This is a genomic window from Mesorhizobium sp. WSM4989 (assembly GCF_029625795.1).
In the GTDB taxonomy this organism is placed as follows: Bacteria; Pseudomonadota; Alphaproteobacteria; order Rhizobiales; family Rhizobiaceae; genus Mesorhizobium.
The window spans coordinates 2571874-2589019 of record NZ_JARTVN010000001.1 but is presented as its reverse complement, the minus strand read 5'-3'; the positions used below and the strand labels follow the sequence as shown (position 1 = coordinate 2589019).

17 protein-coding genes and 1 pseudogene are annotated in these 17146 nt (G+C 64.3%); 9 read left to right on the top strand and 9 right to left on the bottom strand.

Translation table 11 applies throughout. The features are described 5' to 3' along the window. The first annotated feature begins 136 nt into the window (after positions 1-136). On the top strand, positions 137-421 hold the full coding sequence (locus P9217_RS12590; protein WP_245475361.1) for a hypothetical protein: 285 nt from the start codon (positions 137-139) through the stop codon (positions 419-421). A gap of 97 nt (positions 422-518) precedes the next feature. On the opposite strand, the gene P9217_RS12585 is transcribed toward P9217_RS12590, so the two are convergent. Then, positions 519-2093 (bottom strand): alkaline phosphatase, encoded by a 1575-nt coding sequence (locus P9217_RS12585; protein WP_278085889.1) that lies wholly within the window; start codon positions 2091-2093, stop codon positions 519-521. A gap of 135 nt (positions 2094-2228) precedes the next feature. Continuing rightward, on the bottom strand, positions 2229-3512 hold the full coding sequence (locus P9217_RS12580; protein ID WP_278085890.1) for an MFS transporter: 1284 nt from the start codon (positions 3510-3512) through the stop codon (positions 2229-2231). 78 nt (positions 3513-3590) lie between these two features. Between P9217_RS12580 and P9217_RS12575 the strand changes: the two genes are divergently transcribed. Next, entirely contained in the window at positions 3591-4208 is a 618-nt protein-coding gene (locus P9217_RS12575) for a TetR/AcrR family transcriptional regulator (RefSeq protein ID WP_278085891.1), read from the top strand. A gap of 130 nt (positions 4209-4338) precedes the next feature. Then, positions 4339-4929 (top strand): hypothetical protein, encoded by a 591-nt coding sequence (locus P9217_RS12570; RefSeq protein WP_067324919.1) that lies wholly within the window; start codon positions 4339-4341, stop codon positions 4927-4929. 282 nt (positions 4930-5211) lie between these two features. Here the strand turns inward: P9217_RS12570 and ppa are convergent, their stop codons facing one another. The 5 genes from ppa to P9217_RS12545 form a co-directional block, all read right to left on the bottom strand. Further along, the gene (gene ppa, locus P9217_RS12565; RefSeq protein WP_278085892.1) at positions 5212-5745 is read right to left on the bottom strand and encodes an inorganic diphosphatase; all 534 of its coding nucleotides are present in this window, start codon (positions 5743-5745) and stop codon (positions 5212-5214) included. Positions 5746-5960: 215 nt separating this feature from the next. Further along, positions 5961-6467 carry a GNAT family N-acetyltransferase gene (locus tag P9217_RS12560; protein WP_067324917.1) on the bottom strand — a complete coding sequence of 169 codons (507 nt, stop codon included), beginning with the start codon at positions 6465-6467 and terminating at the stop codon, positions 5961-5963. A gap of 149 nt (positions 6468-6616) precedes the next feature. Continuing rightward, positions 6617-7255 carry a TPM domain-containing protein gene (locus P9217_RS12555; protein WP_127239478.1) on the bottom strand — a complete coding sequence of 213 codons (639 nt, stop codon included), beginning with the start codon at positions 7253-7255 and terminating at the stop codon, positions 6617-6619. 6 nt (positions 7256-7261) lie between these two features. Beyond that, a complete protein-coding gene (locus tag P9217_RS12550) occupies positions 7262-8086 on the bottom strand; it encodes a YgcG family protein (RefSeq protein ID WP_127215293.1) in 825 nt (274 codons plus the stop codon). Positions 8087-8288: 202 nt separating this feature from the next. Next, the gene (locus P9217_RS12545) at positions 8289-8933 is read right to left on the bottom strand and encodes a LemA family protein (RefSeq protein ID WP_278085893.1); all 645 of its coding nucleotides are present in this window, start codon (positions 8931-8933) and stop codon (positions 8289-8291) included. A 155-nt stretch (positions 8934-9088) separates the two neighbouring features. Between P9217_RS12545 and P9217_RS12540 the strand changes: the two genes are divergently transcribed. The 6 genes from P9217_RS12540 to P9217_RS12515 all read left to right on the top strand — a co-directional run bounded on the left by P9217_RS12540 (position 9089) and on the right by P9217_RS12515 (position 14333). Then, a complete protein-coding gene (locus P9217_RS12540) occupies positions 9089-9340 on the top strand; it encodes a hypothetical protein (RefSeq protein ID WP_067001435.1) in 252 nt (83 codons plus the stop codon). A 12-nt stretch (positions 9341-9352) separates the two neighbouring features. Continuing rightward, positions 9353-10237 carry a pyridoxal kinase PdxY gene (gene pdxY, locus P9217_RS12535; protein WP_278085894.1) on the top strand — a complete coding sequence of 295 codons (885 nt, stop codon included), beginning with the start codon at positions 9353-9355 and terminating at the stop codon, positions 10235-10237. Then, positions 10234-11001 carry a DUF429 domain-containing protein gene (locus P9217_RS12530; RefSeq protein WP_278085895.1) on the top strand — a complete coding sequence of 256 codons (768 nt, stop codon included), beginning with the start codon at positions 10234-10236 and terminating at the stop codon, positions 10999-11001. The genes pdxY and P9217_RS12530 overlap by 4 nt, the downstream gene beginning before the upstream one ends. 129 nt (positions 11002-11130) lie before the next feature. After that, on the top strand, positions 11131-11772 hold the full coding sequence (locus P9217_RS12525; protein WP_278085896.1) for a carbonic anhydrase: 642 nt from the start codon (positions 11131-11133) through the stop codon (positions 11770-11772). Positions 11773-11782: 10 nt separating this feature from the next. After that, positions 11783-12196, top strand: coding sequence for a nuclear transport factor 2 family protein (locus P9217_RS12520; protein WP_278085897.1), 414 nt, complete (start codon positions 11783-11785; stop codon positions 12194-12196). A gap of 82 nt (positions 12197-12278) precedes the next feature. Next, entirely contained in the window at positions 12279-14333 is a 2055-nt protein-coding gene (locus P9217_RS12515; protein ID WP_278086919.1) for a M3 family metallopeptidase, read from the top strand. Between the two features lie 79 nt (positions 14334-14412). On the opposite strand, the pseudogene P9217_RS12510 reads toward P9217_RS12515, so the two are convergent. Further along, positions 14413-15353, bottom strand: a pseudogene (locus P9217_RS12510) (IS110 family transposase). 240 nt (positions 15354-15593) lie between these two features. Next, positions 15594-17120, bottom strand: a complete 1527-nt coding sequence (locus tag P9217_RS12505) for a M81 family metallopeptidase (protein ID WP_278085898.1) — start codon at positions 17118-17120, stop codon at positions 15594-15596. Positions 17121-17146: the final 26 nt, after the last annotated feature.

Below are 17146 nucleotides of genomic sequence, written 5' to 3'. Positions count from 1 at the left end.
GGCGGCTCATACAAGGTTTTTCGCAATTGCGAAAGGGGAGGCCCCGCGCCAAATAAATGGTCACTGATTCTTAAACGTCTTGGTGTGAAATGATTCTGTTAACCAAGGCGGAACCTTTGAGGGGCCGGGCAATTTCATGTTCATGACCGATCAGATGTCCAGATTGCGTCCGGTTTTCGCGTGGGCAGCGCTTGGCGTGCTTGTTGCGGCTGGCGCCGCGCAGTCGGCGGCCGCCCTGAGAGAAGCTGACCCCTCGCCCCCTGATGCCAAAACCGCGCAGCAGATGTTTGCCGACGCCCCGGACGGGGTCGACCCGATCGTCACCGGCCCGGTCAGCGCCGCCTTCAAGCAGCGCCAGAAGGCAGCCAACTGCGACACCGCCGTCTGGCCGAGCATTCCCGCGACTTGCTATCCGGATTAATATTGCGACGGCTATCGACAAAGGTAGCACTCCGGCACACCCTCCTCTGCCGTGACGGACAGTCCGACAGGACAGAGAGGGTTGCCTGGCGCCGACCCTAAGCCGACCGCACCGGATCGAGCGTGACCTTGTAGAGCTGGTTGTCGTCGCGATCCATCAGCCGCACCGTTAGCTGCTCGGTGGCGCCGGAAATGTCGACCAGGCCGAAGAACTGCAGGCCCGCTGATGGCGGCAGGTTCTGGCCCTGCTCGGCGCTCGGCGCCTTGATGAACTTCAGCTCGGGCCCGAAGGTCATGTCGAGATCGTTGGGACCGAAGGTGCCGGCGTGGATCGGGCCGGAGACGAATTCCCAGAACGGGTTGAAATCCTGGAACTGCGCCTTGTCCGGATTGTAGTAATGCGCCGCCGTGTAGTGGACGTCGGCGGTCAGCCACACCGTGTTGGTGATCCCGGCGGTCTTGATGTAGCGCAGCAGGTCGGCGAATTCGAGCTCGCGGCCCTTCGGCGCGCCATTGTCGCCGTTGCTGACCGCCTCGGCTCCGACCTTTTTGGCCGCGTCGTTCCAGACGACGAGGCCGAGCGGCATGTCGGCGGCGATGATCTTCCAGGTCGCCTTGGAATTCGCCAGCTCGCGCTTCAGCCACTGCGTCTGCTGCTCGCCGAGCATGCGCGACTTCGGCGTCAGCGTGTCCTCCATGTCGGGGCCGTTCGGGCCGCGGTAGGAGCGCATGTCGAGGAAGAACACGTCGAGCAGCGGCCCGTGGGCGATCTTGCGATAGACGCGTCCCGGTTCCGAAGGCTCGTAGCGGATGGTCGTCATTTCATGGAAGGCGCGCGCCGCTCGGGCCGCCAGCACATGGATGGATTTTTCCGTGTAGCGGTTGTCGGCCGTCAGGTCCTTCGAATCCGACCAGTTGTTCACCACCTCGTGGTCGTCCCACTGGTAGAAGGTCGGGCAGATGGCGCTAAGCGCGAGCACGTGCTTGTCCATCATGTTGTACTTCCACTGGTCGCGATATTCGTCCAGCGTTTCGGCGACCTTGCGCTTGCCGTCGATCATGACGACGTTCTTCCACTTGCCGCCGCCGGGCAGGTCGACCTCGTCCTTCATGGCGCCGTCGGCATAGATCGTGTCGCCGGAATGGAGGAAGAAGTCAGGCGTGTGCTTGGCGATGGTGGAGTAGGTCTTCATGCCGGTCTCGTCGATGCCCCAGCCCTGGCCGGCGGTGTCGCCCGACCACGCGAAGCGCACGTCGCGCTTCGACGCCGGCGCGGTGCGGAAACGGCCGACGATCGGCTCGGAGATGGCGTTGATGTCGGAAAGATCGGCGGCCGTCATCCGGAAGAAAATGTCCTGGTCGGCGGCGAGGTCGGTGAGCAGCCGCTTCACCGTATAGTCGCTGGCGGGCGAGGTATCGAGCGGCGCCAGCCTGACGGCGTCGACGAAGCTTTCGGTGGTCGACACTTCGTACATCACGCGCGCCGGCCGGTCGGTGCGGGTCCAGACCATGCCGGAGGTGGCGTCGATATCGCCGGACTGGACGCCGTGGGTGAAGGCCGGGCGCTGATTGGCGCGCGAATAGTAAGGCAACGCGAGTCCGGAGGCGCCGACTAGGCCAAAGGCGCTGGCCGAGGTGACGAAAGGGCGGCGGGTTAACGAGAGCTTGTTCATGGCTGTCTCCGGATGGCGTTGAACGGGACCGCCAACCTCCGGCCTCAATGTTTCAGGCGCATATCGGAACCATGAAATTTTGATAACAGGTCACAGCTCTCCCCTTCTCCCCTTGCGGGAGAAGGGAAGTCGCGCTTACGCCGCCTGCGGTTCCGGCTCAAAAGCCGGCTTGCTCGTGTTGATCAAGAGCGAAATACAGGCCGCGGCTATGCCGGTCATGCCGGCGATCAGGAAGGCAAGCTCGTAATTGCCCTGCAATTCGCGCATCGTGCCGCCGAAGGCCGCCGCCGCCGCGGCGCCCACTTGGTGGCCGGCGACGATCCAGCCGAACACGATCGGGCCGCTGCGGTCGCCGAAAGCTTCGTTGGCGAGCCTGAGCGTCGGCGGCACGGTGGCGATCCAGTCGAGCCCATAGAGCACGGCGAAGATGACCAGGCTGACGGCCGAGAAGCCGGAATAGGGCAGATAGATCAGCGACAGGCCGCGCACGGCATAATAGACGCCAAGCAGCTTGCGCGGATCGAAACGGTCGGTGAGCCAGCCGGACAGCGTCGTGCCGATCAGGTCGAAGATGCCCATCATCGACAACAGCCCGGCTGCCTGCACCTCGCCGATGCCCATGTCGCCGCAAAATGCGATGAGGTGCGTGCCGACGAGGCCGTTTGTGGTGAAACCGCAGACGAAGAATGTGGCGAACAGGTACCAGAACACCCTGGTTCCCGCGGCACGGCGCAACGTGTTCAGCGTATGCGCCAGGAAATTGCCTTGCGCGGCCGGCGACACCGGCGGCACGTCGTCGGCATCGGCGCCATAACGCACCTGGCCGATGGAAGCCGGGCGCTCCGGCACCAGCAGAAAGACCAGCGGCACGAGAGCCGCCGTGGCAATGGCGATGGCAACGGCGACCGGCTTCCAACCTCCCGACTGAGCCAGCGAGGCGAGCAGCGGCAGGAACACCAGCAGGCCGGTCGCGCTCGAGGCGGACATCAGCCCCATCACCAGGCCGCGATTGGTCTTGAACCAGCGATTGACGATGGTGGCTCCGAGCACGGTCGCGACCGCGCCCGAGCCGATGCCCGAAAATACCCCCCATGTGATCAGCAGATGCCACGGCTTGGTCATCAGCAGGCTGAGCGCTGTGGAACCCGACATGATCAGCAGCGCGGCAAGCAGCGTGCGGCGTAGCCCGATCCGCTCCATCAACGCCGCGGCAAACGGCCCGGTGAGGCCATAGAGGAAGATGCCGACAGCAGCGGCAAGCGAGACGACATCGCGCCGCCAGCCGAAGCTCTCTTCCAGCGGCAGCATCATGACCGCCGGCGCGGAACGAAGCCCGGCGGCGATGAGCAGGCAGAAGAAGATGACTGCGACGACGACGAAGGCGTAGCGCTGGCCAAAGGGACGGGAATGAGCTATCATGTTACTGACCGGTACGTTGCAATGGAGCGGCTCCATTCATACGTACCGGTCAGTAACATTGTCAAGCGAGTTTGTTGAATGCCATCGGACAATAAAATTGAAGCGTCGATCAGCGGAGCCGGCACGGCGCCGGCACCGAAGGCTGCCGACAAGATCCTCGACGTGGCGCGCGACCTGTTCTATCGCGAAGGCATCCGGGCGATCGGCGTCGATGAGATCGTCAGGCGCGCCGGCGTCACCAAGCCCAGCCTGTACCGGACCTTCCCGTCCAAGGACGAACTCGCCGCTTCCTATCTGCGCAAGTACGACCTCGAATTCTGGCAGCGGTTCGACGAGGCTGTGGACGCGCATCCTGGCAATCCGCGCGCGCAGATCATCGCATTCCTCACCCGCGTCGGCAAACGCACGCAGAGGCCGAACTATCGCGGCTGCGGCATGACCAATGCGGCGGTCGAATATCCCGAGCACGGCCATCCCGCGCGGGTGGTGAGCGAGAACAACAAGCAGGAATTGCGCCGGCGCCTGCGCGCCATGGCAGCCGCGATGGGTGCGACTGATTCCGACACGCTGGGCGATGGGCTGCTGCTGCTGATCGAGGGCGCCTATATCAGCGGCCAATTGTTCGGCCTCGGCGGACCGGCGGCATCAGTCGCCCGCAACGCCGATCTGCTGATTGAAGCCAGCTTGAAGAAATAGTGGTCCGCACCGTCCGACTGCCCAGTTCCGGGCGTCGGTGGCCTAGACAATTGACCCTTCGCGCCAACCCAGCTTCCTAGGCTCACGCGGGTTTTAACGCTACGCTGCTGCACCAAACGGAGGTCTTCGGATGCGCGCCTGGCTTGCTCTTACTGCCTTTGTCATCCTTGGTGGCTCGGCCCATGCCGGCGACATTTCCAGCGACTATACCGACCTCGACTGGAAGAAGGACTGCGTGACCTACGCGCAATCGGAAGAAGGCGACGGCGACTGGGCGAACCTCGCCTGCGCGGGCTATCGCGGCTATCCGGTGCTGATCGGCTATGACGACGCGCGCGAGTCCGTCTACTACGGTTTTCCCTCCGACGACATGACCGCCATCTGGGAGAGTTTCTCCGGGTTCAACACCGCTGGGGCGAAGGTCGAGTGGCGCATCGAAACCAATGGCGACAAGGCGGTGCCCTTCGCCGTGATTCATCGTCGCGAGATCAGCAATCCCGAAAACGAAAACAAGCCGACCGAGGTGCTGGTCGTCGCCAAGGTCGCGCAGCCGGAGGAGCATGAGGGCTGCACAATCGGCCTCGTGCTCGCTACCGGCAACCCTCAGGCCAACGATCAGGCCCGCAAGCTCGCCGACCAAAAGGCGAAGGGTTTTGCTTGCGGCAAGGACAAGCGCGAGGTGATCGGCAACGTGCCGGACTTCGGGCGAGTAGATAACTAGAAATCAGAGGGTGTTCGACGAATGCGAGACGGCGAAGGTTGCGCATTCGTCATCCTTGGGCGGAGCAAGGAGCGAAGCGACGCGGCGCAGACCCAAGAATCCATGCCGTTACATCAAGGCGTTGCCACGGTGCAGTAATTCTGTTCCGTAACGATCTTCGCGCGACCTCACGGCATGGATCCCAGGGTCTCCGCGACGGAGCTGCGCTCCTGCTTCGCCCTGGGATGACGACGTTGAGGGCTTCGCCCAAGCCCCATCGCCCAGCCGTTGGCTGCCGCTTACTTAATTGACCGCCTTCGCCCGTTCGATCGCCTCGACGATCATCTTCTTGGCATAGTTGGAATCGTGCCAGCCCTCGATCTTGACCCATTTGCCGGGCTCGAGATCCTTGTAGTGCTCGAAGAAGTGCTGCACCTGCTGGCGGGTGATTTCCGGCAGGTGCGTGTATTCGGTGACATTCTCGTAGCGCAGCGTCAGCTTCGGCGAGGGAACCGCGATCACCTTCTCGTCCTGGCCGGCATTGTCTTCCATGATCAAGACGCCGATCGGCCGCACATTGATGACGCAGCCCGGCACCAGCGCGCGCGTGTTGCAGACGAGCACGTCGATCGGGTCGCCGTCGCCGGACAGAGTGTGCGGCACGAAGCCGTAATTGCCGGGATAGCGCATCGAGGTGTGCAGGAAGCGGTCGACGAACAGCGTGCCGGCCTCCTTGTCCATCTCGTACTTGATCGGCTCGCCGCCGATCGGCACCTCGATGATGACGTTGATGTCCTCGGGCGGATTCTTCCCCGTTGGTACGGCTTCGATACGCATGCTCAAATCCCTCTCTCGATTTGTGAGATCGATAGCGGGCGGCGCTTCATGGTGCAATGCGGCGAATAGCACTGGACGCTAATGGAAGCGCACAGTTTGTGATGGATTGTAACCCAATGCATGTCGCCCAAGGCTGCGCAGCGGTTTTGGGCAAACGATATGCATCAAACGAAGACTTGAAGCACGTCACCGCAACGCGTTTTAAGTGGCGGCCATCATTCCCAGACGAAGGCAACCTTCTTCAGCGCCTTCTGCTCGAAGACCTCGACGCCTTCGGCGACGTCGCGGCCGCCATTGCCGGCATAAAAGGCCAGCGCGTTGTAATTGTCTTCCAACGCCCACACCACCAGGCCTCTGAGCCCATGGTCGGCAAGGCGCGTCCGCGCCGCCTTGAACAGCCTGCTGCCGAGGCCAATGCCCTGATATTCCGGACGCAGGTACAGCTCGTAGATCTCGCCCTGCTGCCTGAGCTCGCGGGCGCGGTTCCTGCCGATCGTGGCATAGCCGGCGATCGTGCCCCCGATCTCGACCACCAGCACGGTAGCCGCCTTGCGAATTGCGTTCGCCCACCAATCGGGGCCGCGGCGATTGATCATGGCCGTCAGCGTGCGATGCGGGATGATGCCGGAATAGGCGCCGCGCCATGCCTCCTGGTGCACGTCCGCGATAGCCATTGCATCGCGAGGGTCGGCTTTCCGGATGTCGATCGTCAGCGTGTTCATGATTTGTTAATCATAAACCCGCTTGGCCCGACTGCAAAGAGTCCGCGCTGTCGCGCCCGCGCTTTCTCACAAGCGAGCTTGGCGGCATCGGAGGCGCCGAAAACCAGCCCTCACCCGGCCCCGGCAGAGCAGATTTTCAGCCAGTTCCGTCAGATCTCGACGAGATGGTCATCCAATTCATTGGTGTCGTCGGCGGTAACCGGGAAATGCTCGGCCAGCACCGCGCCGACCGATTCGATCGCCTTGGCGAAACCGTCGGCGAGTCGGTCGTCGCCCGCGTGCGTTGTCAGGTCCCGCACCACGCCATCCCAGACATGCTGGCTGACCTTAGCGTCGATGCCGCTGTCGGCCACCACCTCGGCATAGCGCTCGGCGATGGAGACGAAGATCAGCACGCCCGTCCTCGCCTGGGTGCGGTGGACGTTGCGGGCGAGAAATTGCTTCATCGCATTGGCATGCGCCGCCTGGTAGCGCAGCCGTTTCGGCACGAGGTGAATTCGCAAGCCGGGCAGCGCCCAGAGGAGCGCAAGCATGCAGCCAAACGCCAGAAGCTGAGCAAGCACGAAATGCGGCAAACGGATGGTCAGCCACAAGGCTTCCAGCCCGTAGGCCACTGCGAGGCTGACGACAATCGTGGCGAGCGCCGCCGCGAACGCGGCCGGGAAGAAATAGCCGTCGCTGGACCCCGCCACGACGCAGTATATCTCGCCGTCGGTCCTTGCTTCCGCGGCACGGATGGTCTCGGCGATGCGGTCATGGTCCTCGGGGCTGATCGGTCGCGTTGCCATGGTTTCTCACCAGCTTCCAGAGGAGCCGCCGCCGCCCGACGAACCGCCGCCGCCGGAAAACCCGCCACCGCCGCCACCGGAGGACCAACCTCCACCGCCCGACGACCAGCCTCCGCCACCGGACGACCATCCGCCGGAGGATCGCCGGCTGGGCTCGAAGGTCATGCCGAGCCAGCGGTAGCGGCCGGGCCCGATCTTCTGGCCGAAGATCGGCGGCAGCACCGTCAGGGCGATGCTGCCGAAGAAGATCAGCGCCCAGAGGGTGATGAAGATGGCGAAGAACAGGTCGTCGGAGTTGAACGGCGCCTGCTCGTTGCGCTTGCCGCGCGCCTCCAGCTCCTCCGGATTGCCCTCCAGCACCATGATCATGTCGTCGACGGCCTTGCTGATGCCGCCGGAGAAGTCTCCGGCGCGGAAGGCCGGCACCATGTCGTTTTCGATGATCAGCTTGGTGTGCAGGTCGGTCAGCGTGCCTTCCAGCCCGTAGCCGACCTCGATGCGCATCTTGCGATCGTTCGGCGCAACCAGGAGAAGAACACCATTGTTCTCTTTGGCCTGGCCGAGCTTCCAGAAGCGGAACAGCCGGTTGGCGTAGGGCTCGATCTCCTCGCCGCCGAGGGTGGGGATGGTCGCGACGACGATCTGATCGGAGCCTTTCTTCTCGAAATCGGCGAGTTTCTGGGTCAGCGCCGCGCGCGTGCCGGCATCGATAATGCCGGCATTGTCGACGACACGGCCGCTAAGCGGGGGCAGGTCGGCGGCAAGGGCGGCGATGGGGAGGAGGAGGCAGAAGATGCTCAGCAAAAGGCCAATGAAGGCACTCCGTCCCACCCCCCTCTGGCCCGCCGGCCATCTCCCCCGCAAGGAGGGAGATTGGATGTCACCGCCGCCTTCGCCAACCGCCTGCGTTGCAGGAGATGCACGGTCAGCGAAACTGCCGATCTCCCCCCAAGAGGGGGAGATGTCCGGCAGGACAGAGGGGGGCGCGAAGGAACGCAAGGCTGCAAGCTCGAATAAATTTGAGTCGCGCCGCTCACCCGCCCTGCTTGGTGCTCGTGCCGAAATCCACCTTCGGCACCTGCATCTTGTCTTCCTCTACGGTGAAGTTCGCAAACGGCTCATTGCCGCGGAACCAGAATGTCGCCCACAGCACCGACGGGAAGGTCCTCAGTGTCAGATTGTACTCCCTGACCGCCTGGATGTAGTCGCGACGCGCCACCGCGATGCGGTTCTCGGTGCCTTCGAGCTGCGCCTGCAGCGCGAGGAAATTCTGGTTGGCCTTGAGGTCGGGATAGTTTTCCGAGACCGCGATCAACCGCGACAGCGCGCCCGTCAGCCCGGCCTGGGCATCCTGGAATCTTTTGAGAGCCTCCGGATCTTTCAGCGTCTCCGGCGTCACCGTGACCTGCGTCGCCTTGGCGCGCGCCTGGACGACCGCGTCGAGCGTGTCCTTCTCGTGCGAGGCGTAGCCCTTCACCGTCTCGACCAGGTTGGGGATCAGGTCGGCGCGGCGCTGATACTGGTTGAGCACCTCGCTCCAGGCCGCCCTGGCATTCTCCTCCGCCGTCGGGATGGTGTTGTAGCCGCAGCCGGCAAGCAGCGGCAGCACGAAGGCCATCATCAGCAAGGCCGGCAAATTGCGGAAAGCGGAGGGTAGAAGAAGGCGCTCGGCGAACATGATTGGTCCCCTCGACAGAAGTTGTGATGCGAAGCATTACCACAATCCGTGCGCAAGAAAATGACCCGGTGATGACGCAGCCTTGGTCCGGCCGCTCGCCCCCTGTGAATACGCGATCGAACAGGCTAAGCTCCGGGCTGGAAAGGACATTTGCCATGGCCGAGCGCCGGGACGACGAGAACGAATCGCGCCGCATCCTCGAGCGCGTGGCGCGCGAAACGACGCCGGGCGGCGCTTCCTTCGTCGCCCGCACCGCGAAGGACGCACGCGACCACGTGACCGCGGCCGATGCCGACCGCTCCGATCCGATCGAAGTTTGGGGCACCCGCATTGGCCGAACGCTCGGCCTCATCATCGCCATTGGGCTGCTGGTCTGGCTGGTGTATGCCGCCACGCAGGGTGGCTAGGAACCGAATTTCATGAATGCTGAAAAAACCGACGCGCCGCGCGCGGTCATCGTCATCTCCAGCCATGTCGCCCGCGGCTCGGTCGGCAACCGCGCCGCGGTCTTCGCGCTGGAGACGCTGGGTTTCCCGGTCTGGGCGGTGCCGACCGTGATCCTGCCCTGGCACCCAGGCCACAGCCGCGCCACCCGCATCGTGCCGCCGCTCGATCAGTTCAAGGCGCTGATGGCCGACCTCGAGCGCGCGCCGTGGCTGGGCGAGGTGAGCGCGGTGCTCTCGGGCTATCTCGGTGAGGCCGGCCAGGCGGAGGCCGTCGCTTCGCTGGTTGCGGCCGTCAAGGCGAGGACGCCGGATGCCCTTTATGTATGCGACCCGGTGATGGGCGATTCAGGCGGGCTCTATGTGCCGGAGCCGACGGCCGTCGCGCTGCGCGACAGGCTGATGCCGATCGCCGACATCGCCACGCCCAACCGCTACGAGCTCGAATGGATGGCCGGAGCGCCGCTACCCGACATCAAATCGGTGACGGCGGCCGCCCTGCACGCCGGTCCCGCCACCATGCTGGTCACCTCGGCACCCTCGATGATGGCGGGCGGCACCGGTAACTTCCTCCTCGACGGCCGCCAGGCGCTGCTTGCCGAGCACCGCCTGATCGAGAAGCCGCCGAACGGGTTGGGCGACCTGACGGCCGCCGTCTATCTCGCCCGCATCCTTTCCGGCCAGCCGGCGGCGAAGGCGCTGCAGTCGACCACCGCCGCCGTCTATGAGATCCTGGCGCGCACGGCGAAACGCGGCGGCGACGAGCTGCAGCTCGAGACCGACGCGCAGAGCCTGTCGCATCCGATGGCCATGGTGCAGCTTCGCCATCTCCTCCACCCGGGGCGGGACAAGCGGGCGTGAGGCCAGGCGGCGGCGTGCTGGCCGGCGTCGACGGCTGCAAGGCCGGCTGGATCGCCGTCCATCGCCAGCCTGGCGCGCCGCCATCGGCATCGGTCTTCGCGACTTTCGAGGCTCTGCTACACGCCCTGCCCGACGCCACGATCGCCGTCGACATGCCGATCGGCCTGCCTGATTTTTCCAACCGCGGCGGTCGCGGGCCGGAGGCGCTGGTGCGGCCGCTGCTCGGAGCACGGCAGTCGAGCGTCTTTGCCATACCATCGCGCGCTGCGCTTTACGCCGATACCGGCAACTTCACCACGGAGGAAGCCTGGTATGCCGCGCACCGGCGGGCAAGCGAGGTGGCTATGACGACTTCCGATCCGCCGCGCGGCGTTTCCATCCAGGCCTTCGGTATTTTTTCGAAGATTCGCGAGATCGACCAGCTGTTGATCGCGCGACCGGATTTACGCGGCCGCATCTTCGAATCGCACCCGGAAGTCGCCTTCTGTCGGCTGAACGGCGGCACCGCGATGATCCTGCCCAAGAAGATCAAGGGCACTATCAACCCGGCCGGCATGGAGGAGCGCAAGGCGCTGCTTTGCCGGCAAGGCTATGACAAGACCTTCCTCAACCAGGCGCCGCCGAAGGGTGCCGCCAGCGACGACTTCCTCGACGCGGCCGCCATGATGCTGATCGCCGGCCGCATCGCCAGCGGCGAGGCGCGGCCCTCGCCCGATCCGCCGCTGACCGACCGCTTCGGCATTCAGGTCGCCATCTGGGCATGACCGAACGGGGCGGCCGGCATCCGTTTGCGACGCCGCCATCCGCAATTCGGCATTGCCCGCGACCGGCTTTTGCCGCTAGAGGCTTTTTCGATCGCAACGAGCTGCCGCCCCAAACCCGGAAAGGCGCCCATGCCCCATCTCCCCGAACATCTGCTGACCGGCTATCGCAACTTCATGAGCGGCCGCTATCCCGCCGAAAGCGACCGCTACCGCTCGCTGGCGCGCGAGGGCCAGGCGCCCGAGACCATGATCGTAGCCTGCTGCGATTCCCGCTCGGCCCCCGAAGCGATCTTCGATGCCGGGCCGGGCGAGCTCTTCGTGCTGCGCAATGTCGGCAATCTCGTGCCGCCCTATGAGCCGGACGGCGAGTTCCACTCGACCTCTGCCGCGCTCGAGTTCGCCGTGCAGAGCCTGAGGGTTAAGAACATCGTGGTGATGGGCCATGGCCGCTGCGGCGGCATCCGCGCCGCGCTCGATACCAATTTTGCGCCGCTGTCGCCCGGCGATTTCATCGGCAAATGGATGAGCCTGATCGCGCCGGCTGCCGAGACCGTCTCGTCCAGCACCTTCATGACGGCGACCGAGCGGCAGACGGCGCTGGAGCGCATCTCGATCCGCTATTCGATCGCCAATCTCAGGACATTCCCCTGCGTTTCGATCCTCGAGGGCAAGGGCAAGCTTACCCTGCACGGCGCCTGGTTCGACATCTCGACCGGCGAGCTCTGGGTGATGAACAAGGAGACCGGCGATTTCGAGCGGCCGGAGCTTTGATGGAGGGCTGATGGAGCGGATCTGGTGTAGGTTTCTCCTTGCGGCAGCGCTGCTGCTGTCCGCGACGATCAGCGCCAGCGCCGATGACAGCGCCGTCATCGATCGTTGGTATTCGGCACTCCTGGTCGCCGACCGCACCGAACTGTCCGAATTGCTTTCTGAAGAGGTGCACGTGAAGCTCGACGATGTCGGCGTCGTCCAGGACAAGCAGGAATTCCTCGCGTCGATCGACGAATGGCAAGGCGCGGTTGCCGGCGCCGCCCGCCATCGCATCGAGAAGAGCGAAAAGGGCGAGACCACGGTGCTCGCCTGCTACGATTTCCCCGAGAACGACACGCTGATGCGCGAGACCTTCACCGTCGTCGGCGGCCGGATCACCGCCAGCACTCAGACGGCGGTCGCGCAGGACTGCAGCGCCTACTGATCCTGTTGTTGCGCGGTGCCGAGCACCGCCCTACATCGGGATAACCCGCCTGCATTCAGCCCCACCAAAAGCGCCTATGGATTTGCCCATGTCAAAGACCGTCGACCTCGCCGCCCATCCGCTGACGCTTTGGCAAGGCCCGCTCGGCCTGCCCGATTTCACCCGCATCGGCGACAATGATTTCGGGCCGGTCTTCGACGCGGCGCTGGCAGCGCACCAGGCTGAGATCGACGCGATCGCCGGCAACAGCGAGGCGGCAACGATCGAAAACACGCTGGCTGCACTTGAGCTCGCCGGCGAGCCGCTCGACCATGTCTCGTCGATCTTCTGGTGTCGTGCCGGCGCCCACACCAACGACACCATCCAGCAGCTGGAGCGCGAGATTTCGCCCAGGATGTCGCGGCACTTCTCCGCGATCTCGATGAACGAGAAGCTGTTTGCCCGCATCGACGACCTCTACCAGCGCCGCGACAGGCTGAGCCTCGATCCCGAGACGTTGCGTGTGCTGGAAAAGACCTGGAAAGGCTTCGTCCGCTCCGGTGCGAAGCTCGATGCGGAAGGCAAGAAGCGGCTGGCGGCAATCAACGAGGAACTCTCCTCGCTCGGCACCAAATTCGGCCAGAATGTGCTGGCCGACGAACGCGACTGGGCGCTGTTCCTCGACGAGGCTGATCTCGTCGGCCTGCCGGATTTCTTGAAGAGCTCGATGGCCGAGGCGGCCGAGATGCGTGGCCAGAAAGGTCGCTATGCGGTGACGCTGTCGCGCTCGATCTACGAGCCGTTCTCGACCTTCTCGGAGCGCCGCGACCTGCGCGAGATCGCCTTCCGCGCCTTCATCATGCGCGGCCAGAATGGCGGCGCCAGCGACAATACCGATGTGGTGCGCGACATGCTGAAGCTGCGCGCCGAGAAGGCGAAGCTGCTCGGCTATGAGTCTTTCGCGGCGCTTAAGCTCGACGACACGATGGCGAAGACGCCGAAGGCGGTGCACAACCTGCTCGATCCGGTCTGGGAAAAGGCGCTGGAAAAAGCGGCCGCCGATCAGAAGGAGTTGGAGCGGCTGGCCACCGAAGCCGGCAGCAACGACAAATTCGCGGCATGGGACTGGCGCTTCTACCAGGAGAAGCTGCGCACGGAGAAATTCGCTTTCGACGAAGCCGAGCTGAAGCCCTACCTGCAGCTTGAGCGCATCATCGACGCCTGCTTCGATGTCGCGACCAAGCTGTTCGGCGTCAGCTTCGAGGAGAAGAAGGGCATTGCCGCCTGGCATCCCGACGCGCGCGTCTTCGTGGTCAAGAACGCGGACGGCAGCGAGCGCGGCCTGTTTCTGGCGGATTACTTCGCGCGGCCCTCGAAACGCTCCGGCGCCTGGATGAGCGCGCTGAAATCCGGCTACAAGCTTGGGAAAGGCGCGAAGCCCGTCATCTACAACATCATGAACTTCGCCAAGCCGCCGGCCGGCGAGCAGGCCCTTCTCTCCGTCGACGAAGCAAAGACGCTGTTTCACGAATTCGGCCATGCGCTGCACGGCATGCTGACCGACGTCACTTGGCCGTCGGTCTCCGGCACCTCGGTCAGCCGCGACTTCGTCGAACTGCCCTCGCAGCTCTATGAGCATTGGCTGACGGTGCCGGCGGTGCTGGAAAAGCATGCGCTGCACGTCAAGACCGGCAAGCCGATGCCGAAGGACCTGCTCGACAAGATGCTCGCCGCACGCACCTTCGGCGCCGGCTTCGCCACGGTCGAGTTCACCGCCTCGGCGCTGATCGACATGGCTTATCACGCAAGGCCGGACGCGCCGGCCGAGCCGCTTCCGTTCGAGGCTGAAACGCTGGAAAAGCTGCATATGCCCAACACCATCGCCATGCGTCATCGCACCCCGCATTTCGGTCATATCTTCGCCGGCGAAGGTTATTCAGCCGGCTACTATTCCTACATGTGGTCGGAGGTGCTGGACGCCGACGCCTTTTCCGCCTTCGAGGAAACAGGCGATCCTTTCAACCCGGAACTGGCCGAGCGGCTGAGGAAGAACATCTACGCCGCCGGCGGAGCGAAGGATCCGGAAGAGCTTTACACGGCCTTCCGCGGCAAGATGCCTTCGCCCGAGGCGATGATGGTGAAAAGAGGGTTGGTGTAGCGCGCCCCTCCCTTCTCCCCATGTGAGAGAAGGTGGATCGGCGCGGAGCGCCGAGACGGATGAGCGACTATCTGAGGTGTCAAGTTGCATTTGCGAACTCGGTTCGCGCGTCGCGTGCTTTTGCATTGAGAATGACGAGCAGCTTTCTGGCGAGAGCGATGCGGATGACCATCTTTTCCTTTCCAGCGTCCTGCAACCGGTGCTGGAAGGCGGCCAGGTGCGGATCGTATTTGGCAACGATGCGGGCAACGAGGAAGAGCACGCCCCGGGGGGCCCGGCGCGACCGCCACGCACCGGTCTTCGGCCGCTGCGCTTACCGCTGTCATTGGCGATCGGCGCCAAGCCGGCCAGCTTGGCGATGGCCTTGTTGGACAGGATGCCGATCTCGGGCAATTCGGCCATCAGGCGAGCAACGCTGCGCGAGGCGATCCCTTTGAGCGAGCGAAAGGCGCGGTCAAGGCATGCCCACAACGGATCGTCGTCGATCAGCGAGGCGATCTCGCCCTCGAGCCTGCGGCTCTGGCGCACGAGCAACGCGATGACCTCATCGAGGCTGGCGATGGTTTCGGTGTCGGCGGCAGCACTCTTGCGCTGCTTCTGGATGGTGAGATCGCCGGTGACCTGACCGAGCCGTGCCACCAAGGCCTTGAGCCGCTGCTGGGCCGGGCTCGGCGGCAGAGTCGGCTGTACGCGCTTGGCCTGCGCGTAGCCGGCGATCATGGCGGCATCGATCCCATCGGTCTTTTCCAGGAAGCCCATCGCCTCTGCAAAACGGCGCACGCTGCGCGCATTGACGAGAGCGCAAGGCAGGCTCAGATCCCACAGCAGCAGCAAGGCCAGCCGCTCGTAGCCGCCGCTGGCCTCCATGACGGCAAGCTCGACGCCATGGCCCTGACACCAAGCGACCAGATCGGTGATGCCTGCCGCATCGTTACGGAAGCGGCCTGCCGCCCCGTTCGGCTCGACATGGGCATCGAGCCATTCTTTCGAAACGTCCACTCCACAGATGGTCTTGTCCACGGTAACCTGCCTTGTGCGTGCGATTGGAGCCAAGCGACTATTCGGTCGTACGTGACGGAGGCGAAGATCCCTGGCTCATCCACGGTTGTGACCGCAGGGGTGTCGGGCGACTTCGCCAAGCCTCGAATCGGATGGCCGTCCGGTTCGAGGCTCAGTCGCTCTTCTCGCACAAAGTCTCCTCCGCGCAGATACAAGGGGTGTTCCAGCGGAGTGAGACGTCAGCATTCCTTGGAGCACCCCTCATCCGTCGCCTGCGGCGACACCTTCTCCCACAGGGGGAGAAGGAGGAGCCTCATCCTTCCACGGATCCTTCACCCTCGGCCATATCGGTCTCCTCAGCTTCCTGTAATCCGTCACCGCCGGATTGCTGGGATAAGAACTCGGCGCCGCGACATAGATGACCTCGGCGGCGATCGGCGCGAAGCCGGCGTAGAAATGGTTGGTCGACTTGATCAGCAGGATGTCCTTCGACATCGGATCGACGCCGATATTGGAGAAGATGTCCGGCTCGAAGGTCTGGGTGCGGTTGGTGTTGAGGATGACGTCGACCTCGGTGCCCTCGATGCGAACCACCGCAGCCGGCCCGAGCGTCACCCGGCTCGGCCCGAAGCTTTGCCAGCCCTCGCTGACGGCCTTGAGCACCGTGACGCGTGCGTCGATCGGCTCGCCCGCCTGCGGCCCGGCCTTGCCGCCGAAGCGCAGGTCGATGACGGCGCCCTCGCCGGCGGCCTGGCAGAAGGTCACCGCGATCGGATCCCAGATCGTGGCGACGCCGACCCTGTCGATCCCGCGCGCTAACAATTCGGAGAGCACGATGGTGCCGTCGCCCGGCACGCCGCCGCCCGGATTGTCCCAGATATCGGCGATCACGACCGGCTTGTCCTTCTGTGCCGCACGCACGGCAAGCGCCCGCTCGATGCCGGCGGAGGCGGAGAGCATCGTCATCGCCGTCTTTTCGCGCAGCGCATAGAGCTCGCGTCCCAGCGTCTCGGCAAACTTCTCGCCCTTTTCCTTGTCGTTGTCGGTGATGACCAGGATTCGCGTGCCCATTTCCGGCACGTCGGCGGCCATGAAACCGTGGATGACCGAGACCGACAGCACGCCGTCCTTGCCGTGCAGCGCTTTGATCTTGTCGACGAAGGAGCGCATCGGCTCGCGGCTGGTCGGCAGCACCTGGATCATGCGGCAGTCGAAGGTCGAGATCACCGGCTTGATTTCGCCCCGCGCCGCGGCAAGGCCGAGCTCGACCACATGCTCGCCGCGCTCGTAGAAATCGGTGTGCGGGAATTCGAGGAAATAGGCCATGATGTCGGAGGCCGCGACGCGCTTGGGCGTCAGATGGCTGTGCGGATCGAATTCCGAGGCGATCACCACCTTCGGCCCGACGATAGCGCGCACACGCTCCAGCAGGTCGCCCTCGCAGTCGTCATAACCCTGCGCCACCATCGCGCCGTGCAGGCCGAGGATCACCGCATCGACCGGCAGGGCGGCATTGAGCTGGTCGAGGATCTCGTCGCGCAGCGCCTCAAAAGTCTGCCGCTGCACCAGCCCACCGGGCTCCGCCCAGGTGGCGGTGCCTTCGATGACGGTCAGGCCTTCGCTCGTCGCGCGCCGGCGCAGCGCCACGATCGGCGAGGAGCACAGCGTCGGCGTCTCCGGATGTTTTCCCGGTTCGGCATAGAAGGCCATCTCGAACGAGGCCCGGTCGGTCGGCACCGGCGAGAAAGTGTTGGTTTCCGTCGCCAGGGAGGCGGTGAAGATGCGCATCAAAACTCCGTGGACTATTTGTTTTT

Excerpts from the sequence above, each read along its gene's own strand:
- P9217_RS12580 (WP_278085890.1), bottom strand. The coding sequence starts at position 3,512 with ATGATAGCTCATTCCCGTCCCTTTGGCCAGCGCTACGCCTTCGTCGTC.
- P9217_RS12585 (WP_278085889.1), bottom strand. The coding sequence starts at position 2,093 with ATGAACAAGCTCTCGTTAACCCGCCGCCCTTTCGTCACCTCGGCCAGC.
- ppa (WP_278085892.1), bottom strand. The coding sequence starts at position 5,745 with ATGCGTATCGAAGCCGTACCAACGGGGAAGAATCCGCCCGAGGACATC.
- P9217_RS12525 (WP_278085896.1), top strand. The coding sequence starts at position 11,131 with ATGCCCCATCTCCCCGAACATCTGCTGACCGGCTATCGCAACTTCATG.
- P9217_RS12560 (WP_067324917.1), bottom strand. The coding sequence starts at position 6,467 with ATGAACACGCTGACGATCGACATCCGGAAAGCCGACCCTCGCGATGCA.
- P9217_RS12570 (WP_067324919.1), top strand. The coding sequence starts at position 4,339 with ATGCGCGCCTGGCTTGCTCTTACTGCCTTTGTCATCCTTGGTGGCTCG.
- P9217_RS12590 (WP_245475361.1), top strand. The coding sequence starts at position 137 with ATGTTCATGACCGATCAGATGTCCAGATTGCGTCCGGTTTTCGCGTGG.
- pdxY (WP_278085894.1), top strand. The coding sequence starts at position 9,353 with ATGAATGCTGAAAAAACCGACGCGCCGCGCGCGGTCATCGTCATCTCC.
- P9217_RS12555 (WP_127239478.1), bottom strand. The coding sequence starts at position 7,255 with ATGGCAACGCGACCGATCAGCCCCGAGGACCATGACCGCATCGCCGAG.
- P9217_RS12540 (WP_067001435.1), top strand. The coding sequence starts at position 9,089 with ATGGCCGAGCGCCGGGACGACGAGAACGAATCGCGCCGCATCCTCGAG.
- P9217_RS12575 (WP_278085891.1), top strand. The coding sequence starts at position 3,591 with ATGCCATCGGACAATAAAATTGAAGCGTCGATCAGCGGAGCCGGCACG.
- P9217_RS12545 (WP_278085893.1), bottom strand. The coding sequence starts at position 8,933 with ATGTTCGCCGAGCGCCTTCTTCTACCCTCCGCTTTCCGCAATTTGCCG.
- P9217_RS12520 (WP_278085897.1), top strand. The coding sequence starts at position 11,783 with ATGGAGCGGATCTGGTGTAGGTTTCTCCTTGCGGCAGCGCTGCTGCTG.
- P9217_RS12505 (WP_278085898.1), bottom strand. The coding sequence starts at position 17,120 with ATGCGCATCTTCACCGCCTCCCTGGCGACGGAAACCAACACTTTCTCG.